Annotated in this window: 29 protein-coding genes and 1 tRNA gene; 13 read left to right on the top strand and 17 right to left on the bottom strand. The window is 73.5% G+C overall.

All coding sequences use genetic code 11. The annotated features are described in order from the left end of the window. Window positions 1-347 precede the first annotated feature (347 nt). The 3 genes from ACIGXJ_RS36800 to ACIGXJ_RS36790 all read left to right on the top strand — a co-directional run bounded on the left by ACIGXJ_RS36800 (window position 348) and on the right by ACIGXJ_RS36790 (window position 3,209). Window positions 348-1,031: a ScbR family autoregulator-binding transcription factor gene (locus ACIGXJ_RS36800; RefSeq protein WP_399655207.1), complete on the top strand. Its 684-nt coding sequence runs from the start codon at window positions 348-350 to the stop codon at window positions 1,029-1,031. A 177-nt stretch (window positions 1,032-1,208) separates the two neighbouring features. After that, complete coding sequence (locus tag ACIGXJ_RS36795; protein WP_399655204.1) at window positions 1,209-2,042, top strand: BTAD domain-containing putative transcriptional regulator; 834 nt, start codon at window positions 1,209-1,211, stop codon at window positions 2,040-2,042. A gap of 96 nt (window positions 2,043-2,138) precedes the next feature. Continuing rightward, window positions 2,139-3,209 (top strand): hypothetical protein, encoded by a 1,071-nt coding sequence (locus tag ACIGXJ_RS36790; protein ID WP_399655202.1) that lies wholly within the window; start codon window positions 2,139-2,141, stop codon window positions 3,207-3,209. Window positions 3,210-3,265: 56 nt separating this feature from the next. Here ACIGXJ_RS36790 and ACIGXJ_RS36785 read toward each other — a convergent pair whose 3' ends face one another. Then, window positions 3,266-5,449, bottom strand: coding sequence for a discoidin domain-containing protein (locus ACIGXJ_RS36785; protein WP_399655200.1), 2,184 nt, complete (start codon window positions 5,447-5,449; stop codon window positions 3,266-3,268). Window positions 5,450-5,854: 405 nt separating this feature from the next. Further along, the gene (locus tag ACIGXJ_RS36780; protein WP_399655199.1) at window positions 5,855-6,775 is read right to left on the bottom strand and encodes an NADP-dependent oxidoreductase; all 921 of its coding nucleotides are present in this window, start codon (window positions 6,773-6,775) and stop codon (window positions 5,855-5,857) included. A 210-nt stretch (window positions 6,776-6,985) separates the two neighbouring features. On the opposite strand from ACIGXJ_RS36780, the gene ACIGXJ_RS36775 reads away from it, so the two are divergent. From ACIGXJ_RS36775 to ACIGXJ_RS36765, 3 genes are all read left to right on the top strand, one after another. Next, the gene (locus ACIGXJ_RS36775) at window positions 6,986-7,804 is read left to right on the top strand and encodes a dienelactone hydrolase family protein (protein WP_399655196.1); all 819 of its coding nucleotides are present in this window, start codon (window positions 6,986-6,988) and stop codon (window positions 7,802-7,804) included. Between the two features lie 100 nt (window positions 7,805-7,904). Then, a complete protein-coding gene (locus ACIGXJ_RS36770) occupies window positions 7,905-8,735 on the top strand; it encodes a DUF1206 domain-containing protein (protein WP_399655194.1) in 831 nt (276 codons plus the stop codon). Window positions 8,736-8,767: 32 nt separating this feature from the next. After that, window positions 8,768-8,842: transfer RNA gene (locus ACIGXJ_RS36765), tRNA-Trp, on the top strand. Between the two features lie 28 nt (window positions 8,843-8,870). Here the strand turns inward: ACIGXJ_RS36765 and ACIGXJ_RS36760 are convergent. Further along, entirely contained in the window at window positions 8,871-9,671 is an 801-nt protein-coding gene (locus tag ACIGXJ_RS36760; RefSeq protein WP_399655192.1) for a GNAT family N-acetyltransferase, read from the bottom strand. 169 nt (window positions 9,672-9,840) lie between these two features. Between ACIGXJ_RS36760 and ACIGXJ_RS36755 the strand changes: the two genes are divergently transcribed. The 3 genes from ACIGXJ_RS36755 (at window position 9,841) to ACIGXJ_RS36745 (ending at window position 13,343) form a co-directional block, all read left to right on the top strand. Beyond that, window positions 9,841-11,163: an acyltransferase gene (locus ACIGXJ_RS36755; RefSeq protein ID WP_399655190.1), complete on the top strand. Its 1,323-nt coding sequence runs from the start codon at window positions 9,841-9,843 to the stop codon at window positions 11,161-11,163. 279 nt (window positions 11,164-11,442) lie between these two features. Continuing rightward, window positions 11,443-12,255 carry a PP2C family protein-serine/threonine phosphatase gene (locus tag ACIGXJ_RS36750; RefSeq protein WP_399655187.1) on the top strand — a complete coding sequence of 271 codons (813 nt, stop codon included), beginning with the start codon at window positions 11,443-11,445 and terminating at the stop codon, window positions 12,253-12,255. 83 nt (window positions 12,256-12,338) lie between these two features. Beyond that, the gene (locus ACIGXJ_RS36745) at window positions 12,339-13,343 is read left to right on the top strand and encodes an MASE1 domain-containing protein (RefSeq protein ID WP_399655184.1); all 1,005 of its coding nucleotides are present in this window, start codon (window positions 12,339-12,341) and stop codon (window positions 13,341-13,343) included. On the opposite strand, the gene ACIGXJ_RS36740 is transcribed toward ACIGXJ_RS36745, so the two are convergent. The 3 genes from ACIGXJ_RS36740 to ACIGXJ_RS36730 are packed head-to-tail and all read right to left on the bottom strand — an operon-like array spanning window position 13,344 to window position 15,280. Next, the gene (locus ACIGXJ_RS36740; RefSeq protein ID WP_399655181.1) at window positions 13,344-14,210 is read right to left on the bottom strand and encodes a GNAT family N-acetyltransferase; all 867 of its coding nucleotides are present in this window, start codon (window positions 14,208-14,210) and stop codon (window positions 13,344-13,346) included. A gap of 53 nt (window positions 14,211-14,263) precedes the next feature. Continuing rightward, window positions 14,264-14,830, bottom strand: a complete 567-nt coding sequence (locus tag ACIGXJ_RS36735) for an NADPH-dependent FMN reductase (RefSeq protein WP_399655179.1) — start codon at window positions 14,828-14,830, stop codon at window positions 14,264-14,266. 42 nt (window positions 14,831-14,872) lie between these two features. Further along, the gene (locus ACIGXJ_RS36730) at window positions 14,873-15,280 is read right to left on the bottom strand and encodes a winged helix-turn-helix transcriptional regulator (RefSeq protein ID WP_399655176.1); all 408 of its coding nucleotides are present in this window, start codon (window positions 15,278-15,280) and stop codon (window positions 14,873-14,875) included. Between the two features lie 152 nt (window positions 15,281-15,432). Here ACIGXJ_RS36730 and ACIGXJ_RS36725 point away from each other — a divergent pair, with 152 nt between their 5' ends. Beyond that, window positions 15,433-15,963, top strand: a complete 531-nt coding sequence (locus ACIGXJ_RS36725) for an SRPBCC domain-containing protein (RefSeq protein WP_399655173.1) — start codon at window positions 15,433-15,435, stop codon at window positions 15,961-15,963. A 26-nt stretch (window positions 15,964-15,989) separates the two neighbouring features. On the opposite strand, the gene ACIGXJ_RS36720 is transcribed toward ACIGXJ_RS36725, so the two are convergent. The 3 genes from ACIGXJ_RS36720 to ACIGXJ_RS36710 form a co-directional block, all read right to left on the bottom strand. After that, window positions 15,990-16,157 carry a hypothetical protein gene (locus ACIGXJ_RS36720; protein WP_399655170.1) on the bottom strand — a complete coding sequence of 56 codons (168 nt, stop codon included), beginning with the start codon at window positions 16,155-16,157 and terminating at the stop codon, window positions 15,990-15,992. Between the two features lie 17 nt (window positions 16,158-16,174). Then, window positions 16,175-16,531: a PRC-barrel domain-containing protein gene (locus tag ACIGXJ_RS36715; protein WP_399655168.1), complete on the bottom strand. Its 357-nt coding sequence runs from the start codon at window positions 16,529-16,531 to the stop codon at window positions 16,175-16,177. A gap of 160 nt (window positions 16,532-16,691) precedes the next feature. After that, window positions 16,692-17,930 carry a serine hydrolase domain-containing protein gene (locus ACIGXJ_RS36710; RefSeq protein ID WP_399655166.1) on the bottom strand — a complete coding sequence of 413 codons (1,239 nt, stop codon included), beginning with the start codon at window positions 17,928-17,930 and terminating at the stop codon, window positions 16,692-16,694. Between the two features lie 206 nt (window positions 17,931-18,136). On the opposite strand from ACIGXJ_RS36710, the gene ACIGXJ_RS36705 reads away from it, so the two are divergent. Next, a complete protein-coding gene (locus ACIGXJ_RS36705) occupies window positions 18,137-19,021 on the top strand; it encodes an oxygenase MpaB family protein (RefSeq protein WP_399655164.1) in 885 nt (294 codons plus the stop codon). Between the two features lie 40 nt (window positions 19,022-19,061). On the opposite strand, the gene ACIGXJ_RS36700 is transcribed toward ACIGXJ_RS36705, so the two are convergent. The 6 genes from ACIGXJ_RS36700 to ACIGXJ_RS36675 form a co-directional block, all read right to left on the bottom strand. Continuing rightward, on the bottom strand, window positions 19,062-19,727 hold the full coding sequence (locus tag ACIGXJ_RS36700) for a hypothetical protein (RefSeq protein WP_399655162.1): 666 nt from the start codon (window positions 19,725-19,727) through the stop codon (window positions 19,062-19,064). A 92-nt stretch (window positions 19,728-19,819) separates the two neighbouring features. Beyond that, complete coding sequence (locus ACIGXJ_RS36695) at window positions 19,820-20,110, bottom strand: hypothetical protein (protein WP_399655160.1); 291 nt, start codon at window positions 20,108-20,110, stop codon at window positions 19,820-19,822. Window positions 20,111-20,314: 204 nt separating this feature from the next. Further along, window positions 20,315-20,821, bottom strand: coding sequence for a DUF3618 domain-containing protein (locus tag ACIGXJ_RS36690; protein WP_399655158.1), 507 nt, complete (start codon window positions 20,819-20,821; stop codon window positions 20,315-20,317). Then, on the bottom strand, window positions 20,818-21,255 hold the full coding sequence (locus ACIGXJ_RS36685) for a phage holin family protein (protein ID WP_399655155.1): 438 nt from the start codon (window positions 21,253-21,255) through the stop codon (window positions 20,818-20,820). Before ACIGXJ_RS36685 ends, ACIGXJ_RS36690 begins: the two co-directional genes overlap by 4 nt. A 276-nt stretch (window positions 21,256-21,531) precedes the next feature. Continuing rightward, the gene (locus ACIGXJ_RS36680; protein WP_399655152.1) at window positions 21,532-22,218 is read right to left on the bottom strand and encodes an esterase/lipase family protein; all 687 of its coding nucleotides are present in this window, start codon (window positions 22,216-22,218) and stop codon (window positions 21,532-21,534) included. A gap of 251 nt (window positions 22,219-22,469) precedes the next feature. Next, window positions 22,470-23,249: a hypothetical protein gene (locus ACIGXJ_RS36675; RefSeq protein WP_399655151.1), complete on the bottom strand. Its 780-nt coding sequence runs from the start codon at window positions 23,247-23,249 to the stop codon at window positions 22,470-22,472. Window positions 23,250-23,411: 162 nt separating this feature from the next. Here ACIGXJ_RS36675 and ACIGXJ_RS36670 point away from each other — a divergent pair, with 162 nt between their 5' ends. Beyond that, window positions 23,412-23,834, top strand: a complete 423-nt coding sequence (locus ACIGXJ_RS36670; protein WP_399655148.1) for a hypothetical protein — start codon at window positions 23,412-23,414, stop codon at window positions 23,832-23,834. A 520-nt stretch (window positions 23,835-24,354) separates the two neighbouring features. Beyond that, the gene (locus ACIGXJ_RS36665) at window positions 24,355-24,789 is read left to right on the top strand and encodes an ATP-binding protein (RefSeq protein ID WP_399655145.1); all 435 of its coding nucleotides are present in this window, start codon (window positions 24,355-24,357) and stop codon (window positions 24,787-24,789) included. 33 nt (window positions 24,790-24,822) lie between these two features. Here the strand turns inward: ACIGXJ_RS36665 and ACIGXJ_RS36660 are convergent, their stop codons facing one another. Further along, on the bottom strand, window positions 24,823-25,251 hold the full coding sequence (locus ACIGXJ_RS36660) for an ATP-binding protein (protein ID WP_399655143.1): 429 nt from the start codon (window positions 25,249-25,251) through the stop codon (window positions 24,823-24,825). Then, window positions 25,248-25,353, bottom strand: a 106-nt coding sequence (locus ACIGXJ_RS36655) for a sigma factor-like helix-turn-helix DNA-binding protein (protein WP_399655240.1), incomplete at its 5' end; no start/stop codon positions are given. The genes ACIGXJ_RS36660 and ACIGXJ_RS36655, both read right to left, overlap by 4 nt.

Raw genomic sequence — 25,353 nt, 5'->3', positions numbered from 1 at the left:
CGACATACCGCCGGTCCGGATCGGCGTACTCCGGCATCGGGCTGGAATTGATCGGTGACACTGGGTATGAAGGCGATCCACCGTGGTGCGCCGGGGCGGGTGTGGGGTGAACCTGACGGGGGCATAACCAAACCGTCGATGCGGTTTGTTATGCTCATAGGAGCGGTGCAGCGGCGGGGACTGCGCGGCGCCGGCCTGAGGAGGGGGCGGTGGCGAGGTGCCACCGCCGGGTCTCCGGCGGGGACGCGCCGACGCGGCGCGAGCCGCAGGTGACGCGGATGTGACAGGCGGGATGGTGCCCGGTCGGCGAACGCCGAGGAACCGGGCCGGCGGCCAGGAGGCGACTGATGGTCAAACAGGAGCGTGCGGTCCGTACCCGCCGGGCACTGGTGCGTGCCGGGGCCGAGGTGTTCGCCAGGGAGGGGTTCGTGGCCGCCTCGCTGTCGGCGATCAGCCGGCAGGCGGGGGTGAGCAACGGCGCGCTGCACTTCCACTTCGAGAGCAAGAGGGCGCTCGCGGAGGCCGTCGAGAGCGAGGCTCTCGACGTGGTGCGCCAGGTGGTGCGGGAGGCGGCGACGCGGGAGGTCAGGCCGCTGGCCGTGCTGGTGGAGGCCACCTACGGCCTGGTGGGCCGGCTCGCCGACGACGTGGTGGTGCGGGCCGGCTTCGTGCTGGGGTCCGACCCGGGGCGCGGCGCGATGCCGGCGCCCAGGCGGGAGTGGCAGCGCTGGGTGGAGGAGACGATGCGCCGGGCCGGCCGCGAGGGCTGGCTGGCCAGGGGGGTCTCCCCGGAGGACGCGGCGGCCGCGGTGGTGGCCGCGACGACCGGGTTCCAGGTGCTCGGCGGTGAACAGCGGACCTGGCTGTCGAGGGAGCGGGTCGCCGGCTTCTGGGACCTGCTGCTGCCCCGGCTGACCGAGCACGCCAGGGGCCGGACGACCGTCGGGCTGCATACGGGCGGCGTCGGCGCGCGCACCGGCTCGGCGCACGACGTGGTCGCGGCCGGGCAGCGGAAACCCGCACGAACGTGACGCTCCGCTCCGCGGACACCCCGTGGAGCGGGACGTTCCGGCACGACAGGGAAGAAAAAACAGCGTACCCGGTTTGATATTGACAAACCGACCGTCCTGTTTTTTAGTGGTGAGGTCGGGGTAAGGGCCGTGCAGACATGGCCGAAACGCCGACGTGCGCGGACTGGGGAGACGGCAGTGGACATCGGTGTTCTGGGCGCCCTGAGCGTGACGGAGAACGGCACGTCGGTGACTCCGACGGCGCCCAAGCCACGGCAGGTGCTGGCCCTGCTCGCGGTCCGGGCGGGCCAGGTCGTGCCCGTCAGCGCGCTGACCGAGGAACTGTGGGGGGACAGCCCGCCCCGCAGCGCCCGCACCACCTTGCAGACCTACGTGCTGCAGCTGCGGGAGTTGATCACGGCGGCCCTCGCGCAGGAGACCGGTCACGACAGCCGGGCCGTCGCCAAGGACGTCCTCGTCACCGAACCGGGCGGGTACCGGCTGAACACCTTCGGCGGCACCAGCGACGCCGCCGAGTTCGAGCGGCTGGCAGGGCTCGGCTACCGCGCCATGGACGCCGGCGACCACGCGGGCGGGGCGCGCCGGCTGCAGGAGGCCCTCGCCCTGTGGCGGGGCTCCGCCTTCGCCGACGTCCGCTGCGGAGCGCAGCTCCAGACCGAGGCCAGACGCCTCGAGGAGATACGCCTGTGCGCCCTCGACCGGCGGATCGACGCCGACCTGCGCCTCGGCCGGCACCGCGAACTGCTCGGCGAGATGAGCGTCCTCGTCAGCCACTACCGCACCCACGAGAACCTCCACGGCCAGTTCATGCTGGCCCTGCACCGCTCCGGCCGGCGCAGCGAGGCCCTCCAGGTCTACCAGCGGCTGCGCACCACCCTGTCCAGGGAACTCGGCCTCGAACCCTCCGCCGCGCTGCGCCGCATCCAGCGCTCCATCCTCATGCCCGCGCCCGACACGCTGCGGCCGGGCGCCGTGACGGGCGACGAACAGCAGCTCACCCGCGTCGGCTGACACCGGCCGGCCCCGGCCCGAGCGGCTTGAGGAAGTCCCGGCGGTCGTGGAGGATCGCCCTGCCAGGGCTGAGTCGCAGGGACATGGGGGGCTGTCGTGAGCCGGGTGCTCTATGGCGAGCGGTCGTGGAATCCGCTCGCCCGCACGGTGGAGTTGACCGAGGACGGACTGCGCAGAGGCGCCAGGACCACACCGCTGAACGAACTGAACCTCGGTGCCATGGCCGAGGCCTACCGGCGCGGCCACTGGCTCGGCGGCGGCGGTACGGAACGCCCGCTGGAGCGGCTCGAGGACGGCCCCGGCGTCGTGCCGGTGACCCGCGCCACCGGCACCACCCGACCGGTGAGGGTGCGCAGCGCCGCCGAGTTCGCCCGCGAGCTGGGGGAGTTGGCGGTCCGCGCCTGCGGCGGCCCCGAGCAGGTGGCCGCCCTCGCGGCCCGCGCCCAGGCGGAGGGTGTCCCGCTGTGGATCGCCCGCCGCTTCGGTCCCGGCCCCGCCGGGCCGATCGCCGTCGCCGTGGACCGGCATCTCGTGCGGGTCGACGTATGGGGGCCACAGGCTCCCGTCGTACGCATCCGGGCACCGTACGGTTTCCACGGCGCGGTCTCCGATCCGTCGCTGGGCCTGCGGGTGACCGTCGGCGGGGAACCGGCGCAGCTCGGTCTGCAGAAGAGGCTGCGCAAGTCCAAGAGCTATGTGCAGCTGCGGATGTCCGGCCGGCTCTGGGCGCTGCGGCGGGAGAACGCGCGCAGCTCCTGGCTGCTGCGTGACGACCGGCGGGTCGCCCTGCTCGCCCGCCCGCCACGCCGGCCCGACCTCGGCCCGGACAGCGTCCTGCTGCCGCTGGCCCCCGTCCGGTACGAGACGGCTGACCCGCTCGACGCGGTGATGGCGCAGGCGTTCGCCGTCACCTTCGGGCTCGGGGACACCACGGGCACGGCGAGGTTCCGGTCGGAGCGGCGCCGCGCGAACGGCGGCGAGCCGGTCGCCGTCGACGTGTGGTGGGACCGGCCCTGGTTCAGCAACCTCGGCACCGGCTCGGAGGACAACGAATCGGGCGGCGGCGACGGTTGGGGCTCGGACGGCGGTGACGGCGGTGATTCGGGCGGAGGCGGCGACGGTGGCGGTGGGGACGGCGGTGGTGACGGCGGAGGCGGCGGCGACTGAGGATGTGCTTCCCGGGGCCGGGTCACGCGAGTGGGGCGCGTGACCCGGCCGGACCGTCAGGGGTAGGAGACGACGGTCGAGGGGACGGTCGCGGTGCCCTCGGTGGGGGCGCCGGTGTCGTTGATGACATGGTTGAACTGGCCGTTGCCGCCCAGTGAGACGGTCAGCAGGCTGTGGAACTTCACGCCGGGCTTCACCGGCGCCTTGAACCCGTGGTCCTGGCGGATCGTCGGGTCCACGTTGTAGTAGCAGTAACTGCCCATGCCCCAGCCCTCATGGGTGGTGACGGAGTCGTCCACCCGGTAGGCCGCGTAGCCCTTGGTGGTGCCGTTCTGGATGGCGGCCTGGTTCGGGGCGTCGTACGCCTTCTCGTTCTGGAAGAAGATGGTGCGGCCGCGCTCGCCGTACCACTCCACGTCGTACTTGTTGAAGTGCTCCACGAACAGGCCCGTGGCCAGTACGTCGTCGCCGTTGACGCGGACGCCGTAGTCCGCGCGGTTGGTATCCCAGCCGACGCCCTCTCCGTGGTCGGCGCGCCAGACCCAGGTGTGGTCGACGATGGTGTCGTCGCTGTTCACGACCATGCTGGTGGTGGCCTTGCCGGCGCCCGCGCCGCCGATCCGGATGTACACGTCCTGGACGGTGGTGGGGTTGGCGGAGTGGTCGGCGGAGGCGTTCTGCGGGCCGACCTCGAGGAGTGTGGGCGAGTTGACCGGGCCCGCGTCGATCAGCAGGCCCGCCAGGCGCACACCGTCGACGTCGGCGACGCGCAGCGCGGTCACGCCGTTGTCCGGGATGATCGTCGCGAGGCCGAGGCCGAGGACGATCGTGCCGGGCCGGTTCACCTCGATGGTCCGGTCCACGTGGTAGACGCCGGGCGTGAACAGCAGGTGCAGCCCCTGGGCGAGAGCCTGGTTGACGGTCGCCGCGGTGGTGCCGGGCTTGACCACGTAGAAGCTGCTGAGCGGGATCGACTGGCCCTGCGGGTTGCCCGACTCCCAAGTCGTGCCACGGGCGTTGGTGCGCTTGGCGGGAGCGAAGACCTTGTACTCGTTGCCGTCGAGGTAGAGGAACGGCTTCTCGCGCGAGACGGGGGTGGTGTCGAGCGTGGTGTAGCGCGGCTCGGGGAAGCTGTTCGCCGGGGCGCCCTGGACGCCCGAGAAGACCTGGTTCCACACCGAGTTGGACCAGCCGCCGATGGAGCTGTCGCGCGTGTACCACTGCTGCTGCGAGTAGTTACCGACCTGCCCGTCGATCTTCGAGTCGGCGATGTAGCCGCCGCTGGCCCAGCCGTAGCCGTTCGGGGCGAGGTTCAGGCCGCCCTTGACGTGCATCCGGCGGAAGGAGGCGGCCTGGGAGACGGCCCAGCGGTCGGTGCCGTTGACCGGGTTGACCGCGAGGTTCTCCGCCGAACGCCAGAAGTTCTGCGTGGCGTTGCCGTTGAACCAGCCCGCGTCGACCGTGACGTCACCGTTGATCAGGGTGTCGTCGGGCCTCAGGCCCAGGCCGGCGATCTGGGTGTAGAAGCCGATCTGCGCGTTGAGGTTGTTGTAGGTGCCCGGCTTGAACAGGAACGCGTGCCGCCCGGTGCCGAACTGCGCCGACTCCTGCTGCCGGAACACCGCGTCCAGCTTGCCCTGGATGTCGGGCGTCGAGGGGTCGATGACATGGACGTTGGGCCCGAGGTCACCGCCGCCCGGCAGTTGGGTGGTGTCCCCGCCGCCGTAGACCTGGAACTCCCACAGGGAGTAGCCGTAGCCGGTGCCGCGGGTGATGCCCTGGAGGCGGACGTAGCGGGCGGTGCCGGTCAGGGTGAGGTCGTCGGTGCCTCCGTCGCCCGCGGTGACCGACCTGACCGTGCGCCAGTCGCTGCCGTTGTCGGAGAGCTGGATGTCGTACGCCTTTCCGTACGCCGCCTCCCAGGTGAGCACGACCCGGCTGATGTCGGCGGACCTGCCGAGGTCGACCTGGAACCACTGGTTGTCGCTGAACTGGCTGGACCAGCGGGTGCTCGTGAGGTTGCCGTCGACGGCCGCGGCGGGGGAGAAGGCCGCGGCCTCCGTCGAGGACGCCGTGGCGGTACGGCCCTGCGACAGCAGGACCGGCTCGGCGTGCGCACTGCCGGCCGGGCCGAGGGCGAGCAGGGTGCCGATCAGGGAGGAGACCAGCGCGCCGGCGGTGGCGCGTCTGGCTGCCGGGGTGGAACGCCGGAGAACCGGCGGTGTCCCGACTGAAGGCATGGGGGCTCCTAGGTGTTGACCGTGCGGGAACTGGGAGAGCGCTCTCCGGCACCTTGCCCGCGCTGTCGATGAACGGTCAAGCATCCTGCGGCACTTTTCTTTTGGCTTGGCTTAAGTCGCCAGAGATCTGGAGGTGGTCGCCGGGAATTCATGAGGTCGGTGTTCGAAGGCGCGGCCGGGCCGCGGACACGGGACGCCGTGGAGCCGAGGACCGGCACGCGCTCGCCGGGCCGGAGGGCGCGCTCAGTTCCCGGGCGAGGGTGACGAGTTGGCCGTGGCCGGCGGCCGGGGTGCACACCGGCGGGGCCGGCGCGCTCGACCGCCGGGCGCCGCCGCTCGGCGTCGTCGGCGGGGCCGGTCGGCACGGGCCGGCGTCGCGCCGGCCGCGCGTGCGGACGGTATCCGTCAGGGGATGATCACCAGCTTGCCGCGGGTGCGTCCGCTCCGGCTCGCGTCGAAGGCCGCGGCCACCGAGTCCAGCGGGAAGGTGGCGGCGACCTCCACCGTCAGGGCGCCCCGCTCGACCGCCGCGGCCAGCTCCGCCAGCTTCTGGCCGTCCGGGCGCACCCAGATCCACGAGCCGCCGTGCTGCTGCACCGAGGGGTCCGCCACCGAGGCGTGGCGGCCGCCCGGTGCCAGCACGGCCAGGGTCGCCTCCAGCTGCCCGCCGACGAAGTCGGCGACGGCCGACACCCCGCCGGGGGCCAGCGCCCGCACCCGCTCGGCCAGGCCGTCGCCGTACACGACGGGCTCCGCGCCCAGACCTCGCAGGAACTCGTGGTTGCGCTCGGACGCCGTGCCGATCACCCGGGCGCCCCGGTCGACGGCGAGCTGCACGCCCAGGCTGCCCACGCCGCCCGCGGCCCCGTGCACCAGCAGCGTGTCGTCCGCTCCGACGTCCATCCGGTCCAGGGTGCGCAGCGCGGTCAGCCCGGCCAGCGGCAGCCCGCCGGCCTGAGCCCAGTCCAGTCCGGCCGGCTTGTGCGCGACGGCCGACGCGTCGACCGAGACGTACTCCGCGAAGGTCCCCGCGTGGACGACGTGCTTGCGGGCGTACGCCATCACCTCAGCGCCGACGGCGAACTCCGGGGCGTCCGGGCCGGTCGCGGTGACGACACCGGCGACGTCCCAGCCGGGGATCGCGGGGAAGACCGTGTCCATCATGCCGTCGAGGCCGCCCGTCATGATCTTCCAGTCCACCGGATTGACCCCGGCCGCCCGGACCTGGACGAGCACCTGTCCGGGAGCGACCTTCGGGTCGGGCACCTCGCCCAGGCGCAGGCGGGAGTCGTCCTGGGCGTAGGCGTCGTACGTGACCGCGCGCATGTCCAGACCTCCTGGGAACCGCGGAACCGCTGTGACGTTCGGGGGAGGAATCGAGTACATCACACGCCGGATCGCCGCGCAGGCGGCGCCACCGCGTGCCGTCACGTTGCGGCTGGGCCGCCACCGGGGTCGGTTACTTGACAGTAGGATCCTGGTCTCCGCCGCCGGCAGGGCGGGGCGAAGCCCGAGTGAGGACGACCAGGAGGACCCGTGGCCGACGACACGCTGACGGACTTCACCCGGGAGCGGTTCACCCACGCGGGCCGCTCGCACGGTGTGCTGCGGTCCGGGACCGGACCCGCGGTGATCGTCATGGCCGAGATCCCGGGCATCACCCCGAAGGTGGCCCACTTCGCCCGCCGGGTCCGCGACCTGGGCTGCACCGTGGTCCTGCCCGACCTGTTCGGCGTCGCCGGACGCGACCCCGACCCGGCCGCGCACGGCTGGGCGGGCACCGCGACGACGGGCCTGCGCGCCGTCGCCCGGATCTGCGTCAGCAGGGAGTTCACCGTGTTCGCGGCGGGCCGCACCTCTCCCGTCGTCACATGGCTGCGCGCGCTCGCCGCACAGGAGCACAAGCGGTGCGGCGGGCCGGGTGTCGGCGCCGTCGGCATGTGCTTCACCGGCGGCTACGCCCTCGCCATGGCCACCGACGAACGTCTCCTCGCCCCCGTGCTCTGCCAGCCGTCCCTGCCGCTCGCCGTCACCGCGCGCAACCGCCGCTCCCTCGACATCTCCCCGGCCGACCTGCGCACCGTACGGCAGCGCTGCGAGGCCGGGCTGACCGTGCTCGGGCTGCGCTTCCGCGGCGACCGGCTCGTCCCCGGCCACCGCTTCGCGCGTCTGCGCGAGGAGCTCGGCGAGGCGTTCATCGGCATCGAGCTCGACGACGACGCGGCGAACCCGGACGCGCTGAGGGCCCCGCACTCGACTCTCACCGAGCACCTCGTCGACGAGCCGGGCCAGCCCACCCGCGAGGCACTCGACCGTGTCCTGGACCACCTCGGGGAACGGCTGCTGACCTCCTGAGACACCGGCACTCCCGCCTCGTACCGCCGTCGACGCGGGCGAGGATTCGGCCGACGGGACGCGGGCACACGACTGACCAGAGCCGAGGGGAGTGACGATCATGACCGCAGCGGGGACGTCCGCGGCAGTGGCGAGACGAGCGGCCCGAGGAGACGCCGTCCGGGCAGGCGCCCGGGCGGGCTTCGTGGCGCGTGGCGTGCTGTATCTGCTCGTGGGAGCGCTGGCCGTGCGCATAGCCCTGACGGACACCCACGAACAGGCGGACCGGGGCGGGGCCCTGGCCGATGTCGCCACGACGCCGTTCGGAGCCGGGCTCCTGTGGGCCCTCGGCATCGGCCTGGCCGGAATGGCGCTCTGGCGGCTGTCGGAAGCCTTCCTCGGCGGGGCCGGACCCAAGGGCGAGCGTACGGGCAAGCGCCTCATGTCCGCCGCCCGGTGCGTCTTCTACGGCGTCTCGTCCTTCCTCGTGCTGTCCTTCGCGGCAGGCGGCCGGGGCAGCGGCGCCGGCTCGACCGACCGGCAGAGCGACGACATCACCCGCCGCCTCCTCGACCTGCCCGGCGGCCCCTGGTGGGTCGGGCTGGTGGCCGCCGGTGTCGTCGCCGCCGGCGTGTGGATCGCCGGCCGGGCCGTCCTGCGCAAGTACCGCAAGCACCTGGCCTGGTCCGGCCTCTCGCAGGGGCAGCGCCGCTTCATGGACGTCACGGGCGTGGCCGGCGGCGTCGCCCGCGGGCTCGTCCTCGCCGCGATCGGTGTCTTCGGCCTGGAGGCGGCCATCACCTTCGACCCCGACAAGGCCAAGGGCATGGACGACACGATCCGCTCCTTCGCCCACACCCCGGCAGGCCCCTGGCTCCTGATCGCCGTCGCCGTCGGACTGGCGCTGTTCGGCGCGTTCTCCTTCGGACAGGCCAAGTGGCGCAAGGTGTGATCCGCGCCGCGCGCTAGGGTGGCCCGCGGGGCGGAGCCGTAGCGCAGAGGTCGTCGCGCGCGGTCTCCAAAACCGCGAGGACGCCGGTTCGAATCCGGTCGGCTCCGCCCTTCCCTCCGCGCCCGCGCGGGGAGTTCAGACCTTGAGGCCGTAGAAGCGGATCGGGGAGTTCGGTACGAATCCGATGCGCGGGTACACCGGCGCCCCGGCGGCGGTCGCGTGCAGGGTGGCGCGGGTCAGCCCGGTCACCCGCGCCCCCTCGTACAGCGCCTTGCGGGTCACCGCCTCGCCGTAGCCCCGGCGTTCGAAGCCCGGGTCGGTCGCGACGAGCACCACGAACAGGCGGCCCTCCGCCTCGACCGTCGCCGCACAGGTCACGGGCACGCCGTCGCGCAGGCCCAGATAGGCGTACACCCGCTCCTTCCACAGCGTGGAGCCGTCGAGCCCGTCCCTGCCGTCCTCCGGCGGGAAGCCGTACGCACGCGAGTTGAGGTCCGCGTACGCGCGCAGGTCCGCGTCGGTGGTCACGCGGACGAACGTCAGCTCGGGGTGGGCCGGTTCGGGGAGGGGCAGCAGGTCCCCGGCCATGCCGACGCCGGGGAAGGCGTACGCCAGGCCCGCCCGTTCGGCCGCCGCGTCCAGCTCCGCGCGGGCCTCGCCGTCGAGGAGGCCGTCGAAGACCCACAGGAAGCCCGGACGGCTCTTGGCGCGCATGATGTCCGCCGCCTCCTGCAATCGCCGCCCCAACAGCCCTTCGTCCGGGCCGGCTTCCGTCAGCGTGACGCAGTTCCAGAACGCGAACCGGCAGTCGGCCCACCGGACGGCGATACCCGGAAGGTCGCGTACATCGGCGGCGGGGTCCCGGTCGAGCACCATGGCGCGCCATACGACGGTGAGCTGCTCCACCGATTCGACGGCATCCGCGAGTTCGGGCATCGAGACCTCTCAACTGATCGAGGACGAAGGGGCGAGTCGACCTCCGGTGCGTGACGGGGAGACGACTCCGGGTCACGATATGCCCGCGGACGCCGACGAGCCGTACTCAGACGCGAGTTGAGTATCCGAGCCCTGATGCCGGCCCCCGGGCCTGCGGCACCGTCCTCGCATGGGAATCATCGCAAGCCGCGCCGGCCACGGCCCAAGTGCCCGGGAACTGGCCGCCGCCACCCCCGCGTCCCGGGACCGCTATGTCGACCTGCTGCGGGTCGCCTCGCTCGCGGTCGTCGTCCTCGGGCACTGGCTGATGGCCGCCGTCACCCCCGAGGGGCAGGTCGGCAACCTGCTCGCCGTCGTCCCCGGCCTGCAGATCCTCACCTGGGCCCTGCAGGTCATGCCGGTGTTCTTCTTCGTCGGGGGCTTCTCGCACGCGCTGGCCCACCGGTCGCGGCCGCAGTACGCGGACTTCCTGCGCGCCCGGCTGCAGCGGCTGCTGCGGCCCACGACGGTGTTCATCGGCGTGTGGAGCGCCCTCGCCCTCGCCGTCCAGCTGCTCGGCGCGGACGACGGTCTGACCGGTGTCGCCCTGCGGCTCGTCGCCCAGCCCCTGTGGTTCACAGGCATCTACCTCGCGATGGTCGCCTTCACCCCGCCGCTGCTGCGGCTGCACGTCCGATGGGGCTGGGGCGCCTTCGCCGCGCTGACCGCGGGTGCGGTCCTGGTGGACCTGCTGAGGTTCGCGGGCGGTGTGCCGTACGTCGGGTTCCTGAACTTCGGCCTCGTCTGGCTGGCGATCCACCAGCTCGGCTTCCTGCGCGCCGACGGCCTGCTGCGCCGCCCCGGCCTCCTCGCCGCCGCCGGTCTCACGGGCGCGGGGCTGCTCGTCCGGTTCGGGCCGTACCCGCTGTCCATGGTCGGCATGCCCGGCGAGAAGGTCTCCAACATGGCCCCGCCGACCCTCGCCCTGCTCTGCCACGGCCTGTGGCTGGTGGGCGCGGTCGAGCTGCTGAAGGGGCCCGGCGCCCGGTTCGCCGCCCGGGCGCGGGTCTGGCGCGCGGTCGTCGCCGCGAACGGGGTCGCGATGACCGCGTTCCTGTGGCACCTGACCGCGATGCTCGGCGTGTACGGCACGCTGCTCGCCCTCGGCACCCGGCTCCCGGAGCCCGCGTCGGCCGGCTGGTGGGCCCAGACCCCGCCGCGGCTGATCGCCGCGGCCGTCGTCACCGCGCTGCTGGTGGCCCTCTTCCGCCGCTTCGAACAGCCGTCCGCCCGGCCGGCCGGCGCGCTCACCCCCGGCCGGGGCGGCGGGCGGCTCGCCGCGCTCGGGATCACCCTGGCGCTGCTCGGCGTCCTCGGCCTGTCGATGACCGGCTTCGGCGGACTTCTGGAGGGGCACACGGCCACGCTCGTCGCCGTGCAGGTGAGCGCCCCGGCAGCCGTCGCGATGGCCCTCGCGGGGTGGTTTCTGGTGGAACGGGCGGGGCGGGAGTAGGCCGGGCGGGGGAGGGCCCACCAGCCCGGACCCGAAGCCCGGCCGCCCGCGAGCCCGGCCGCCCGCCGGGCCCCGCCCCTCCCGCCCGCGGCTTCTCGATGGGCGCCCATGCGGGTCCCGGCACTACGATCGGCTCTGGGGCCCACCCAGGGCCCTCTCCGTGCCGGGCGGTTGCCGACCGGCGGCGGACCACGGGTCGGGTCCCGGACGGAAGGCGGGCCTCGGGTGGTCGCGTGGTCGTCATGTGGTGACTGATGGCCGGAGCGCCTCGGAGGGCCCATGTTCCGTCATCGTTTCCGTCGGCCGGTGAACGCCGACACCCTGCTGACCGAGCTGAACCGGCTCACCACGCAGGCGCTGGAGCGGACGGAGCTGCACCGGGCGAGGCTCGAGCTGGCCGAGGTGCTGCAGCGCGAGATGCTGCCGGGCGGTCTTCCCGAGGTACCGGGGCTGCGGGCCGCCGCCCGGTACGCGCCCGCGCGGTCCGGGCTGGACATCGGCGGCGACTGGTACGACGCGTTCCGGCTGCCGGACGGGTCGCTGGCGTTCTCCGTCGGCGACGTCCAGGGCCATGACGTGGAGGCGGCCGCCTTCATGGGGCAGATACGCATAGGACTGCGCGCGGTCGCTGCCTTCACCACCGACCCCGGGGAAGTGCTCAGCCGGACGAACGACCTGCTCCTGTCGATGGACTCCGGCCTCTTCGCGACCTGCAGCTTCCTGCGCCTCGACCCGCGCACGGGGGACGTCCTCACGGCCCGGGCCGGTCATGTCCCCACCGTCTGGGCGGCGCCCGGCGGGCGCGGCGGGCTCATCGAGGACGAGGGGGGCGTCCCGCTGGGCGTCGTGACCGGCGCGAGCTTTCCCGTCACCCACCACCGCCTGCCCCCGCAGGGCGTGATCGTCATGGTCACCGACGGCGTACTGGAGGGACCGGCGTTCCCGATCGAGGCCGGACTGCAACAGGTGCTGGCCCTCGCCCGGGCCGGCGTGGGCAGCGACCCCGACCGGCTCGCGGCGCAGATCATCGAGGTGGCCGAGCTGACCGGACACACCGACGACGCGGCCGTACTGGTGCTGGGTGCCGGCTGACGACCCAGCTGACGGTGCGACAAGGGTGATGATCGGTCCGCACCCGGCGTGTCACGCGCCCTCCCCGCCCGGCAGAGCATGTGATGGCGTACGTGGTGCGTTTCGTGGGCCTGCGGCGCCCGGCTGCGACAGGGGGCACGATCCTCGCCGTCGCGCTCGCTTACGCCGTCACCGGGAAACTCGGCCTGCTGGCTCAGGTCGTCGTCGAGGGCGCCCGCATCACCCCGCTGTGGCCGCCCACCGGTGTGGCGCTGGCCGCGCTGCTGCTCCTCGGAGTCCGGATCTGGCCCGGCATCGCCCTCGGGGCCCTGCTCGTCATGGCGAGCCTCGGCCCGCTCACCTGGGCCGCCCTCGCCATCGCCGCCGGGAACACGGCGGGCCCGCTCTGCTCTTACCTGCTGCTCCGGCGGATCGGTGTGCGGGTCGAGCTCGACCGGCTCAGAGACGGACTGGCGCTGGTCTTCGGCGGTGCCTTCGCCGGGATGCTGATCAGCTCCGGGGTGGGCAGCGTGACCCTGCTCGTCACCGGCGGGCTCGCTGCGGACGAGTTCTGGTCGGTGTGGTCCGCCTGGTGGACCGGGGACGCGATGGGCGTCCTGGTGGTCGCGCCGCTGCTGCTCGGCGCGCGGGCCGCCCTGCCGCTGCGTGAGGCGGCCCTGCGGGAGTGGATCGAGCCGGCGGTGCTCGTGGCGGCCACGGCGACGGTCACGACCGCCGTCACCCACAGCCCGCTCCATCTGCTGTTCCTGGTCTTCCCGCTGCTGATCTGGGCGGCGCTGCGCACCCGCCTGGTCGACGCCGCCGCGTGTGTGCTGGTGCTGTCGGTGCTCACGGTGGTGGCGACCACCCACCATCTCGGACCGTTCGCGAACCGCAGCATCGTCGAGAACATGGTCGTCCTGCAGGGGCTCAACGGGGCGGCGGCGCTCACCACCCTGCTGCTGGTGGCCGTCGTCGCCGAGCGCGACACCACCTTCCGCAAGATCGAGGAGGCATGCACCGTCCTCACCGAGGTGGTCGCCGGGCTCGCGCCCCCGCGGTCGTTCGGCCGCACCCCCGCGCACCACGACGAGATGGACAGGGAATGATCACGCTCCGTACGTGAAGTCGTACGCGGCCCAGTCGGCGACCCGCACGTATCCGAGGCGCTGGTAGAGGGCGTTGCTGGTCGGGTTGGCCGCGTCGGTGTACAAGACCACCTCCTCGGCGCCCGCGGCCAGCGCGGCCCGGCTCACCTCCACGGTCACGGCGCCCGCGTAGCCGCGACCGCGCAGCCGGGCCGGGGTGTAGACCGGGTCCACCCGGACCATGCCGGCGACCATCGGGTTCACCCCGGCCATGGAGACGGGCGTGCCGTCCGGGGTCTCCCAGAAGGTGTACCGCTTCTCGGCGAAGCGGGTGTCCGCCCAGGTGGCGGCGTCGATGGTGACGTCCTCCCCGACGTCCGCCGCGAACTCCCCGCACCACCGCATGAGTTGCTCGTGTCGCTCCTCGTCCACGAGTCGGCCCCGGCCGGCCGGGAACGGCTCCGGAGGGGTGAGCGTGCCGAGGCGGTACAGGTGGAGCCGGACCCGCGGCGCCGGTGTCGCGCCGGTGTGCCGTTGCCATGCCGAGGCGAACGCGGCGGCGGTGCTCTCCTCCGCGCCGATAGAGGGAAGGGCGTATCCGAGGGCGACGAGACGGGCGGCGAGGCCGTCGGCCTGGCCCGGGGAGAGCGGGGTGACGCTCAGCCCGCGGGGCGGAAGGCGGTAGAAGACGGCCCGGACCTCCCCGCGCCGCTCCAAGTGCCCGAAGACGGGCGGCTGTTCGCCGTGTGCCCGCACCCCCTCGGTGCGCAGCTTCTCGAACACGGTCAGCGGTGTGTTGTGCAGAACGGGGCGCGAGCGCAGGAACGCATCCGTGCGTGCCAGGAACGCGTCGAGGTCGTCGGTCAGATGCCAGTCGTCCGGGTGCATGCCTCATGATCCCCGGAGGTTCCGGCCGGTGGGAAGGCGAGGGCGGCGAGGTGTCACGCCTCTTCCGCCGGGGCCTGCCCCGCCGCGTACGTCGCCAACAGGTCGAGCACCTCGGCGATTCGGCGACGCGCGTCCGGGTCCGTGAGGAGGCCGTCCTCCCCGATCGTCGCCGGGCTCACCGGGATCTTGAGGCAGGCCGGTTCCACGACGGCTGCTCCGGTGTAGCCCAGTACGGTCCGCAGGGTGGCTTCGGCTCCCTGACCACGGCTCGGGGCGGCCGCGTTGATCCACGCGACCGGCTTGTCGCAGATCTCGGTGCCGCCGACGGTCCAGTCGAGGAGGTTCTTGAACGAACCCGGCAGCGTACCGGCGTACTCCGGCGTGCAGATCAGGATCCCGGCCGCCGCGTCGATGACCGCCCGCAGCTCGGCCACCGGCGCGGGCGACGGGTCGGTGTCGTCATCGGGGTTGAAGTGCGGCAGAGCTGCCAGACCGGCGTACAGGACCGGGTGGACCTTCACGGAGGGCGCCACGGAGTGCGCGGTGCGCAGAACGGCCTCGTTGGTGGAACCGGCTCGCAGGCTCCCCGACAGCAGCAGGATCATCGGAAGATCGGACACCCGCCCAACCTACCTGCCGCGCAAGGGCGACGAAGCGTCTCCTCACCGCGCCGCCGGGCCGTCCCCGTCGAACGCGACGCGGTTGCGGAGGATCTCCACCTGGTGCGCCTGCACCCAGCCCACGACATGCCCGACGGTGTCGCCGAGCGAGCGGCCCAGCGGGGTGAGCGCGTACTCGACGCGGGGCGGAACTTCGGCGTAGGCCGTGCGGGTGACCAGGCCGTCGCGGGTGAGCGAGCGGAGCGTGTGGCCCAGCATCCGCTGGGACACCCCGTCGATCCGCTGGTGCAGGGCCGTGAAGCGCAACGGGCCGTCGGTGAGCGCCGTGACGACCAGCACGGTCCACTTGTCGCCGACCCTCGCGAGCACGTCCCGCACCAGTTCGATGGTCGCCGCGCACTCCGGGGCCACTCCCGCGGCGACCGGCCGGGAGCGCGGCTCGGAACCCATGCCCTGCTTCCCTCCGCGTGCGTAGCTGACGTGAAAGTGCGTATGGGCGGGGCCTTGATCGCGACGGCCGCGCCCACGTTTCATACGGATGGTAATCACCGGGCGCCGGCCCTCCGCGGCCCGGTCCGCCACGACGCCACACCGAGGTGACCATGGCCACCACCGGGGCCAACGCGCCCGACCCGGCCGCCGACGGGCAGGGCGGCAGCCCGGCTCCAGGCGTGCGGCACGACACCTTCACCGTCGAACTGCGGCTGGACGCGCCGCCGACTGCGGTCTTCGCCGCCTTCGCCGACACGGAAGTCCGGCGCCGGTGGTTCCGGCTGCCCGGCCGGGACGCGAGATACGCGCACGACTTCACCGTGGGCGGCGGCGAGACGGCGTCGAGCGTCTTCCCCGTCCTGGGCGCGGCGCCGGAGCGGCTCGCCTGCACCTCCCGCTACCTGGACATCGTCCCGGCCTCGCGGATCGTCTACGCCTACACGTCCGTCGTCGACGACGTCCCGCGGTGGAGCTCGCTGGTGACGGTCGAACTGCGCCCGGACGCCGACGGTACCCACCTGCGCTGGACCGAGCAGGCGGCCTTCCTCACCGCCTCCGAGGTGCCCGAGCACGACCTGCCCCACCTGCGCGGCGCCACCCGGCTGCGGCTGAACGGCCTGACGGCGGCGCTGCGGGGCTGAGCCGCCCGGCCCCGGTCACCGGCCGCTCAGCGGACGGGGCGGCGGCCCGTGCGGCGCAGGAGGGCGACGGCGAGGACCAGCGCCACGACGAAGACGACGGTGCCGATGGCCAGCAGATAGGCCAGCCCGTCGGCCACGGCCCCGACGAGGCCGAGGACGACGGCCACCAGGATCAGGAACAGCACCCAGGCCACGGCTCGCCTCCCTCGTGTCAGCGGCGGGCGAGACGGCGTTCGCCGCCCGCGCCGGGTACGTAGGCGATGTCGTAGTGGGCGAAGACGGGCGGCTCATCCTCGGCCGCCAGCACCCCGTCGGTGTCGATGGACGGGGCGTCCTTCACGAGGGCCTTGGGGTGGGCGACCTTCAGATAGCCGGGGCCCACGGTGGCGTCGGCCAGGGGCACGAAGACCAGGCGGTGCCGCGTGGGCAGCCCGACGGTGACGGTCGCGAACGCAGGCTCGTCGGTGGCGGTGTCGACGTAGACCGACTCGAGGGTGCCGATCTTCTTGCCGCCCTCGTCGACCACGTCCTGGTCGCGCCACTCCCGGATGTCGGCGATCTTGATCATCCACTGGCCTCCGTCTTCCCGCGCGGGTCCGCACCGCCTGCACGTCACGGACCTCACCGGCCGGGTGACCGTAACGCGGCGGCTCATGCATCCAGGGTGCGCTGAACGGCGGCGGCCCGCGCGGTGGCCCGTCGCGTCCGCACCGGGCGCCCAGGGCCGTCTAGCGCGGCGGGACCGGGCGGTCGTACACGTTGTCCGGCGTGACGATCTCGGTGATCGCCCGGGCCACCAGCGAGGACGGCTCCTGGCCCTGGTAGGTGATGTCGGTGTTGAGCATGAGCACCAGGGTCGCCTTGCGCGAGGGCAGGTACACGGTGACGGTCTCGTACCCGGGGATGGAGCCGTTGTGCCCGATCCAGCCGCCGCTCTCGAAGATGCCGAGGCCGTAGCCGGTGCCGGGAATGCCGGTCGGCAGCATCCTGAGCCGCTGCGCCTGCGTCTGCGGCCGCAGCAGGGTGCCGGTGGCGACGATCCTCGCCCAGCGTCGCAGGTCGTGCAGGTCGGAGATCATGGCCCCGGCCGCCCAGGCCCAGCTGGGGTTCCAGTCCGTGGCGTCGACGGTGGCAGCGTTCAGCGTCTGGTCGGTGTACCCGCGCGGGTGCGGCTCGGGGATCGCGGAGTCCGCCGGGAACAGCGTGTGCCGCAGGTGCGCCGGGCGCAGGATTTGCCGGTCGACGAAGTCGGCGAGCCGCTGACCGCTGACCTTCTCGACGACGAGGCCGAGGAGGACGAGGTTGGTGTTGGAGTACTCGAACTGCCGGCCCGGGGCGAAGGCGTTCTTGTGCCTGAAGCCGTACGCGAGCACCTCGCGGGGGGTGAAGGTGCGGCTCGGGTCGCTGAGCAGGTCGTGCTGGAAGTCGGCGTCGGAGGTGTAGGGGAACAGGCCGCTGCGCATCCCGGCGAGATGCCGCAGGGTGATGTGGCGGCCGTCCGGCACATGGTCGACGTACGCGGAGATCGGGTCGTCGAGACCGATCCGCCCCTCGTCGACGAGCTGCAGCAGCGCGGTGACGGTGAAGGTCTTGGTCTCGCTGCCGATCCGTACGAACACATCGCTGGTCATCGGCGCGCGGGTGACCTTGTCGGCGACGCCCGTGGCGCGGACGTAGCTCCCCTTGCCCGGCATCCACAGCCCGACGACGACCCCGGGGATGCCGGCCTGGCGGCGGACGTCCTCGACGGCCCGGTCCAGCCGGGCGGTCAGCTCGGACGGCAGGCCGTGCGACGGGCAGTCGTCCCGGCCGTCCCGGCCCTCCCGGTCATGCCCGCCGTCATGTCGGTCGTACCGGTCGATGCCCGCGGCGTGCACCGCGGTGGCGGGGGACACCGCAACCGGGCCGAGCACGGACGCCGCGAGCAGGACCGCGGTGAGCAGACGGCGGGACGGGGTACGTCGCATGTCGGGTGCCTCTTCCGGAGCGGGGGCTTCGACGGTCACATCACCACCCGCGCCGCCGGGCAGGTCCCCCGCTGCGCCGCGCCCCGAGGCGAGTCCACTCGTTCGGAGCCGGGCCGGCGACGCGCTCGGGCCGACAGGGTGGCGCCGTGCCCCCTTGAGACCGGAAGGGACACGGGACAATGGGGTGTGGAAGGAGGTTCGCCGCCATGAGACTCCTGCCGGACCTCGGGCCCGCGCGCGACCGGATCGGCGAGGCGATCCTCTCCCGGGTGGCCGGGCCGGAGGGTCCGGCGAACCGCGCCCGTATCCACGGCACGCCGGGACCGCGCTGGTTCGGGCCCGACCGGCCCGTGCGCAGGGTGCACGGCGACGCCGCGATGTTCACCGGCGGCCTTGCCGCCCTGCTGCTCCAGTCGCTGCACCCGCTGGCCATGGCCGCCGTCGCCGGACACTCCGGGTTCCGCGGCGACCCGTGGGGCCGGCTCCAGCGGACCAGCACCTTCCTCGCGGTCACCACCTACGGCCCCGCCGACAGCGCCCAGGAGGCCTGCGACCAGGTCCGGGCCGTGCACGAGTCCGTCCGCGGCAGGGCATCCGACGGCCGGGCCTACCTCGCGTCCGACCCGCATCTGCTGTGCTGGGTGCACATCGCGGAGGTCGACTGCTTCCTGCGCGCCCACCAGCGCTACGGCGCCCATCCGCTGGACGACGCGGGCTGCGACGGCTACGTCGCCGACATGGCCCGGATCGCCACGGCACTCGGTGTGCCCGACCCCCCGAGGGACCAGGCCGGACTCGCCCGGTGCCTGGCCGCCTTCCGAGGCGAGCTGCGGGCCACCCCGGAGGCCCGCGACACGGCCCGCTTCCTGCTGCTGCGGCCCCCGATCCCCCCGCCCGCACGCCTGCCGTACGCCGTGGTCGCCGCCAACGCCGTCTCACTGCTGCCGGCCTGGGCCTCCCGCGAGCTGCGGCTGCCCCGGATCTCCCTGGCCGAGGACCTGCTCGTACGGCCCCTCGGCACGGCGGTGACCGCCGGGATCCGCTGGGCGATGGCGCCGACCCGGACGAGGGTGACGTCAGGGCGGGTGTGATGTCCGGTGAGGGAGCTCCGGCGCGCGTGCGAGGCGGCCGTCATCCGCCGGACAGGGCCCGCACGGAGAGATCCGCCCGTGCGAGAGCCCTCGCCACGGCCGGCGGGTCCAGCGGATCACCGTCGGAGGAGACGGGGCGCAGCCGCTCGAGCAGCCGCCCCGGCTCCAGCCGGAACGCCTCGGCTTCCGCCAGCAGGCCCGCGAGGTCCGGTCCGGAACCCGCTTCGAGACGGAGCGCCAGCTCCCGGAGCACCTGGTCCCGGTCGACGAAGTCGCTCATGCCGCAGTCCAGGCCGTCGTCGTCGAGGTCGTCCGGATAGGGGGCCCGGCCCCAGGTCCCGTTCTCGTACCAGTACACACAGCCGAGTTCGGCACCGGTGAGCCGGTCCCGCAGCTCCTCGTACGGCAGCCAGTCGGGGCCGCCCGCGAGCACGTCGACGGGCGGCTCGTGCCACTTGACGCCGCTGGACTCGTCCTCGCCGTACAGCACGAACCGGCCCGCGCCCATCCTGCTCATGATCCACCAGGTGCAGCCGGCGTCGTCCCAGTGGAGTCCGGCCTCGTCGATCCAGCGCCCGGTCCGGTGACCGCTCCGGCGCGCCTCCGCCTCGGCGGTCGCCTCCACGGCGGCGAGCAGCGCCCACCTGGCCCACAGCACCTCGCCGGGCGGCAGGTCCTCGGGCAGCCCTGGACGATGGATGCTCATGTGTGCCCCCGTGTGCGCTCGTCGCGACGATGATCACCGCAACATTACGGCGCCCACGGGGCTGTCTCACAGCCGGCGCCCGCGGGGCTGTCTCACAGCCGGTGGAAGGACGGTTCGCCCGCGCTCTGTGCCTGCGGGTACAGCGGCCTCAGCAGGTCCCAGTACTGCTGGAGCCGGGCGTCGGCCTCGCGCAGGTAGCGGTTCTGCTCCAGCGCCAGGCCGGTCGGCGGGGCTGTTTCCTCCCGCACCCGCGCGGTCGGCGGCTCGGGAGTGTCGCCTGCACGCCGCCGGCTCCGCACGGGCGGGGCCAGTCGGCGGACCAGCAGGACGCAGACGGTGACGGCGACGACGCCCAGGGCGCGGCGGCCAGGGAGAGATGTCATGCAGCGCTCCCTTCATCAGCGGCAGGGGGCGGGGCCGGGCCTCGGACCTGCGGCCGAAGCGCTCGTGGACGGCTCCGGCGGCAGGCCGGGCCTCGGACCTGCGGCCGAAGCGCTCGTGGACGGCTCCGGCGGCAGGCCGGGCCTCGCACCTGCGGCCGAAGCGCTCGTGGACGGCTCCGGCGGTCTCGGCGGACCCGGTCGCTCTCAGTGACGCCCCTTGTGACGGCGGCGCATCAGCACACAGGCCGCCACCACCCCGGCTCCGGCGGCGAGCAGCGCGGGACGGTGCTCCCGCATGACGCGCGTGCCCTGGCCGGCCTTCTGCCGCAGGGGCTCGGGCGCCTTCTCCTGCACCGCGTGCCCGGCGTGAGCGGCCTTCTCGCGGACCTGCGCGGTCGTGTGTCCGGCCTTCTCGCGGACCTGCGCCGTCGTGTGTCCGGCCTTGTCACGGACCTGCGCGGTCGTGTGGCCGGCCTTCTCGCGGACCTGCGCGGCCGTGTGCCCGGCCTTCTCCCGCACCTGGGCCACCTTGTGGGCAGCCTGCTCCTTCACGGCCGCGGCCTTCTCCTGCGCCCTGGCCTTGACGTCGGTCTTCTCGGCGAGCGCCTCGACGGTCTCGCCCAGTTCCTGGCGTGTCCGCTCCACCTGCGTGCGCAGTTCCTCGGGCGTCTGGGCCTCACTGTCCTGCGGCTTGTCCTGGGACTGGGTCATCGCTTCACCCTCTCCTTGATCTCGTTCACGTCGGCCTTCACGCTGCCGACGGTCTGCTGCGGGGTGGGGGAGCCCGCCTTGGCGATCTCCTTCTTGCCGGTCACCGCCATCACTGCGGCGATCACGCCGAGGACCGCGGTGACGATCAGTGCCGCCAGCCACACGTCCAGGACCAGCGACAGTGCGGCGATCGCGGTGGCCGCCAGGGCCTGCAGGGTCAGCACCCCGAACAGGCCGGCGCCGCCGAACAGACCGCCGCCGCGCCCGTAGCGCTTGCCCTTCTGGGCCATCTCCGCCTGCGCGAGGCGCATCTCGTCCCGCACCAGCTGCGACAGCTGCCGGGACGCCTGTTGCACCAGTTCGCCCACGGAGTCCTCGGAGCGGGTCCGAGGCCCGCCGTTGTGAGGGCTGTCGTACGGATCGACGGTGGCCATACTCGTTCACCTGCCCGTTCCTGAAGAAAACGGTCATCTGCCGTCCATGTGACTGCGCGGGTACCCGTCCTGCGCCGTGCTCACCCGGCTGCACGGCGGGCTCGTGGAGTGCGCCGGGGCGTGGGCTGCTGGGCCGAACCCCGGGCCCCGGACGCACTCCGCATTTCGGTCACCCTTGCTCTGCGCAGTTCCCAGGACCGGCCATGCGATTCATGGCCGGCCGGAGAAGAGGTCTCCGATGGTGGCTACTCTCCAGTAACGTCCCCTGCGGGCCGGTCAGCGGTTGACCATGTCCCGGGTCTGGGCGTAGACGGTCGCGTCGGTGAGCAGGGCCGTGTGGCCGAGGCAGGCGGTCCGGGTGTTGGTGGCGCCGGACAGGGACACGGTGCTGTCGGGGTTGATCACCGTGTCGCAGGGCGACCACCAGGTCGCGTAGCGGGGCGAACCCGGGGTCTCGTCCCCGGAGTTGAGGGCGGTCAGGAAGCCGGAACCGATGCGCATCTCCGTACAGGACGTGTCGAAGCAGCTGTTGGCGCTGTCGGTCCCGTGGTTCGGCCCTCCCAGGGACACCCAGGCGTCGACCTTGGAGGTCCCGCCGAGGTTCTTGAGGTAGTAGCGCGAGGAGAGCCCTCCCATGGAGTGGCTGACGATGTCGACCTGCGCGGCGCCGGTGGCCGCGAGGAGCCGGTCGACCTCCGCGGACAGCTGCTGGGCGGTCGTGGTGTTCGACTGGCGCGAGTCGTACGACCACTGGTCGAGGTGGGAGGACGGCCAGCCGTCCGCGCGGAACCGGTCGGCCATGGTGTTCCAGTTGCCGGCGGCACCGTTGTAGCCGTGCACGAAAAGGACGGGATGGCTCGCCGAGTCGAAGGCGGAGCCCGCAGCCTGGGCGGGAGCGGACGCCTGGACGGCGAGAAGAACACCGGCAGCTGCGGCGGCCGCGGCCGGAATGCGTCTCTTCACGAGGGGACCTCACTGGGTGCGGTTGGGGAAGTGATGCGGGGAAGCGGTGCGGCGCGGTCCGACGGCATGGCGCGGGGCGCCTCCCGGGTCACGGGAGCAGCACCTGCGGGCATGCGGGGGCGTGCCCGAGGGGGCGTGGTTCGCCGCAGCCGCATGGGGGAGTACGCGGGTGTCGCTGAGGGGTGGCGAGAGCGTACTGGCCGGTAGGTATCGGTGGTCAAGAGGTGTGCCGGAGATTCTGACCGGCCCCGTCACACGTCCGGCAGGACGAGCCACACCTCGGAGAGGGCGAGGCCGTGCTCGCGGGACACCACCCCGCACGGACACCCGAGCGTGATCCGGCGCCAGTCGCAGCTCACCGTCCACGGACCGGCCGCGCCCCCGCACCCGGGGCAGCGGACGGTCTCGGCCGTCCACACGCCGGGCGCGGGCCTGCCGTGGCGACGGAACCGGCCCGTGTACGACACCTGCCAGGGCACGGCCGACGGCGTGAGGGGAGCGGCCCCCGGCGGGCGCGGCGCTGCCAAACGGCCGAACAGCCGGGCCAGTTCGGGGAGCAGACCCTCGCCCGCCTCGGTCGGCGTCACGGCCGCACCGGCACACCCGTACCTCGGGGCGGCCGCGGCGGCCGGGGGGCCGGGGTGGGAGTGCCAGGGCAGCGGGGCCCGGGCGACGGCGGCCGGCAGGGCGGCGGCGGGCGGGCTGACGGCACCCGCGTCGAGGTGGTGCAGGGGGGTGCGCAGGACGCGCTGGAGCCGGCGGTCCCGGTCCGCCGTCGAGGTCAGGTCCTTCGACGGCCGTGCCGGTGAAGTGAGTTGGGGTGAGGTCAGGTGCGTCGGCGGGCGCCGGGTCGGGAGCGGGGCGGTGAGGCGGGCCAGGACGGCCGCGGCCGCCTCGCCGTCCGGTGCGGCGGGCCGCCACTCCCCGGCGGCGAGCAATCGCCGGGCCCGCCCGGACTTCCGGACGAGCGCACGCGTCGGCAGCGGATGGGTGGCCCCTGCCGCCCCACCGGTGCCGCGTCCGCTCGCCATGACGTCTCCGTCTCTCCGTCCTGTCCCCTCGGGGAGATGCCGTCTTCGCGGGGATTTCATCACACCGGCGTACGGCCCCGGGTCGCGCTGCCGCGGGGGACCGCCCGAGGGGTGGGAGAAGCCGGGACGTTTGCCGCTCCGGTGAGGGGCAACGCGAAGTCCATGACTGAACAGAAGAACGAGACGAGCCCGAAGTCCGCGCCGGAGCAGGGGACCGCGTCGAAGGCCCGGCAGGCGGCCGACAAGGCGGCGGCACCGGCGAGCGGCGCGGCGAAGAAGGCGGCGTCCTCCGCGGGTGACGCCGCGTCGGCCGCGAAGGGCGGCGCCGAGCGCGCGGCGGAGACGGCGAGCGGTGCGGCCCACGCGGTGGCCGCCGGTGTCGAGACGGGGCGTCAGGCGCTCGTCACGGCGTCCGGTCAGGTCGCCACGGTCGCCAAGACGGCCTGGACGGCGATCGCCCACCGCAAGCTGCTGGCCGCGGGCGTCGGCGCGGGTGTCACCGCGCTCAGCGCGGGCTCGTACGCGATGGGCCGCCGAGCCGGGCGGAACACGCGTGGCGGTCTCGCACGTCTGCTGCGCGGCTGACGCGTGGTCACGTCAGGAGGGGGCGGCGCTCGGCGCCGCCCCCTTCGGCCATGTGCGCACTGTTGCACCCGGCGTCGAAGGCCAGGCGGTCCGTGGCCCGGTTCGTGCCGTGCTCGCCCGGGCGGGCCGGCCCCCTGGGCGGCGTCGAGGCGGGTGGTGACGCGCTGCCGGTTCCGGACCGGGCGCGGGCACAGGTGCCGGGGCTGATCTGCACGTCCAGGGCGCCCGCGCCGCGCGCGCCCCTGCGAGCCGTGCACCCGCAGCCGTTCGACGGACCTCTGCGCGGAACGTACGACCGCCGCAGCCTCACTGCGGAGCATGTCGCCCCTGCCGCGAATCCGGCCGTCGGGGCGCGCACTTCGGGGGTCGAGGAGCGGCCCGTCCGCGCCCGGCTGGGACTGATGGCGGCGCTGCTCGCGCGTAGAGATCGCCGCTGGGGGAACCAGCCGTATGGAAACAGGGGTCCTCGAAGACAGGACCTGAAGTCACACAGTTGCCATGGAGCGGCCAGGAAGGTGCGATGTCGACCGAACCGCGGTGGAGCGAGAAGCCGTCGTACGACAACACGCGGGAGTGCGTCGCCGCGTTCGACGGACGGCTGGAGAACGTGACGGACGCCCGGCTGACCGCCGAGGCCTTTCTGGCCGACCTCAGCCGGTCCGACCCGCCGTCGGCGCCCGAGCCGTGGGACGACATCCTGCTGGTGGTGGCGGAACTCGCGGCCAACGCGGTGCAGTACGCGCCGGGCCCGTTCCGGCTGGCGATGCGCAGGACCTTCGACGGTGTCCACGTGACGCTGGGGGACACCAGCACCACCCCGCCCTCTCCGCGCGCCTTCCGCCCCGGCGAGGGCGGCGGCGGCATCGGCTGGTACCTGATCCAGACGCTGGGGGAGCAGGTCAGCGTGGTGGTGCGGGAGGACGGCAAGGACGTGCACGTCTTCCTGCCGTGGTGAGGCCGGCCGACCCGCGGGACGGTGCCCCGCGGGTCAGCGCAGCGGTACCAGCACGTCGATCGCCTTGCCGCCCTCCCGGCGGTGCCGGACCCGGATCTCGCGGGCCAGCCGGATGATGAGCGGCCACCCGTAGCCGCCGCCCGAGCCGGGTCGGGGCAGCGGGCTCTGCCCGTACGCGGCCGGCGGCATCGCGTCGCTGTGGTCGTGGACGCCCAGCCGTACTCCCTCGGTGGCGAGAGACGCCTCGAAGCGGGCGAGGCCGCCGCCGTGCCGGATGGCGTTGGTGACGAGCTCCGAGACGACCAGCAGGAGGTCGGTCACGGACTCCTCCGCCGCCGGCCCCGAGGGGCCCCGCCACCTTTCCTCCACCAGCGTCCTGACGTACCGCCGTGCCGCGGCCGCACTGGTGATCGCCACGGAACGGGACCCCGCGCGCTCCACGCGCTCGCTGGGGGCCGTCATCGACTCTCGCCCAGTGCCTCCGCCCGGACTTTGGCGCAGCAGCGGGTGATGAGGCGTGAGACGTGCATCTGGGAGATGCCGAGTTGGTCGGCGATGCGGCTT

This window comes from Streptomyces sp. NPDC053367 (assembly GCF_044545925.1).
In the GTDB taxonomy this organism is placed as follows: domain Bacteria; phylum Actinomycetota; class Actinomycetes; order Streptomycetales; family Streptomycetaceae; genus Streptomyces.
Note: the sequence above shows the minus strand (reverse complement) of the source record. Positions and strands in the feature narration are given on the sequence as shown.

Coding starts and splice junctions, on each gene's coding strand:
- ACIGXJ_RS36800 (WP_399655207.1), top strand. CDS start 348: ATGGTCAAACAGGAGCGTGCGGTCCGTACCCGCCGGGCACTGGTGCGT.
- ACIGXJ_RS36785 (WP_399655200.1), bottom strand. CDS start 5,449: ATGCCTTCAGTCGGGACACCGCCGGTTCTCCGGCGTTCCACCCCGGCA.
- ACIGXJ_RS36780 (WP_399655199.1), bottom strand. CDS start 6,775: ATGCGCGCGGTCACGTACGACGCCTACGCCCAGGACGACTCCCGCCTG.
- ACIGXJ_RS36770 (WP_399655194.1), top strand. CDS start 7,905: ATGACCGCAGCGGGGACGTCCGCGGCAGTGGCGAGACGAGCGGCCCGA.
- ACIGXJ_RS36760 (WP_399655192.1), bottom strand. CDS start 9,671: ATGCCCGAACTCGCGGATGCCGTCGAATCGGTGGAGCAGCTCACCGTC.
- ACIGXJ_RS36755 (WP_399655190.1), top strand. CDS start 9,841: ATGGGAATCATCGCAAGCCGCGCCGGCCACGGCCCAAGTGCCCGGGAA.
- ACIGXJ_RS36750 (WP_399655187.1), top strand. CDS start 11,443: ATGTTCCGTCATCGTTTCCGTCGGCCGGTGAACGCCGACACCCTGCTG.
- ACIGXJ_RS36745 (WP_399655184.1), top strand. CDS start 12,339: ATGGCGTACGTGGTGCGTTTCGTGGGCCTGCGGCGCCCGGCTGCGACA.
- ACIGXJ_RS36740 (WP_399655181.1), bottom strand. CDS start 14,210: ATGCACCCGGACGACTGGCATCTGACCGACGACCTCGACGCGTTCCTG.
- ACIGXJ_RS36730 (WP_399655176.1), bottom strand. CDS start 15,280: ATGGGTTCCGAGCCGCGCTCCCGGCCGGTCGCCGCGGGAGTGGCCCCG.
- ACIGXJ_RS36725 (WP_399655173.1), top strand. CDS start 15,433: ATGGCCACCACCGGGGCCAACGCGCCCGACCCGGCCGCCGACGGGCAG.
- ACIGXJ_RS36715 (WP_399655168.1), bottom strand. CDS start 16,531: ATGATCAAGATCGCCGACATCCGGGAGTGGCGCGACCAGGACGTGGTC.
- ACIGXJ_RS36710 (WP_399655166.1), bottom strand. CDS start 17,930: ATGCGACGTACCCCGTCCCGCCGTCTGCTCACCGCGGTCCTGCTCGCG.
- ACIGXJ_RS36705 (WP_399655164.1), top strand. CDS start 18,137: ATGAGACTCCTGCCGGACCTCGGGCCCGCGCGCGACCGGATCGGCGAG.
- ACIGXJ_RS36700 (WP_399655162.1), bottom strand. CDS start 19,727: ATGAGCATCCATCGTCCAGGGCTGCCCGAGGACCTGCCGCCCGGCGAG.
- ACIGXJ_RS36695 (WP_399655160.1), bottom strand. CDS start 20,110: ATGACATCTCTCCCTGGCCGCCGCGCCCTGGGCGTCGTCGCCGTCACC.
- ACIGXJ_RS36690 (WP_399655158.1), bottom strand. CDS start 20,821: ATGACCCAGTCCCAGGACAAGCCGCAGGACAGTGAGGCCCAGACGCCC.
- ACIGXJ_RS36685 (WP_399655155.1), bottom strand. CDS start 21,255: ATGGCCACCGTCGATCCGTACGACAGCCCTCACAACGGCGGGCCTCGG.
- ACIGXJ_RS36675 (WP_399655151.1), bottom strand. CDS start 23,249: ATGGCGAGCGGACGCGGCACCGGTGGGGCGGCAGGGGCCACCCATCCG.
- ACIGXJ_RS36670 (WP_399655148.1), top strand. CDS start 23,412: ATGACTGAACAGAAGAACGAGACGAGCCCGAAGTCCGCGCCGGAGCAG.
- ACIGXJ_RS36665 (WP_399655145.1), top strand. CDS start 24,355: ATGTCGACCGAACCGCGGTGGAGCGAGAAGCCGTCGTACGACAACACG.
- ACIGXJ_RS36660 (WP_399655143.1), bottom strand. CDS start 25,251: ATGACGGCCCCCAGCGAGCGCGTGGAGCGCGCGGGGTCCCGTTCCGTG.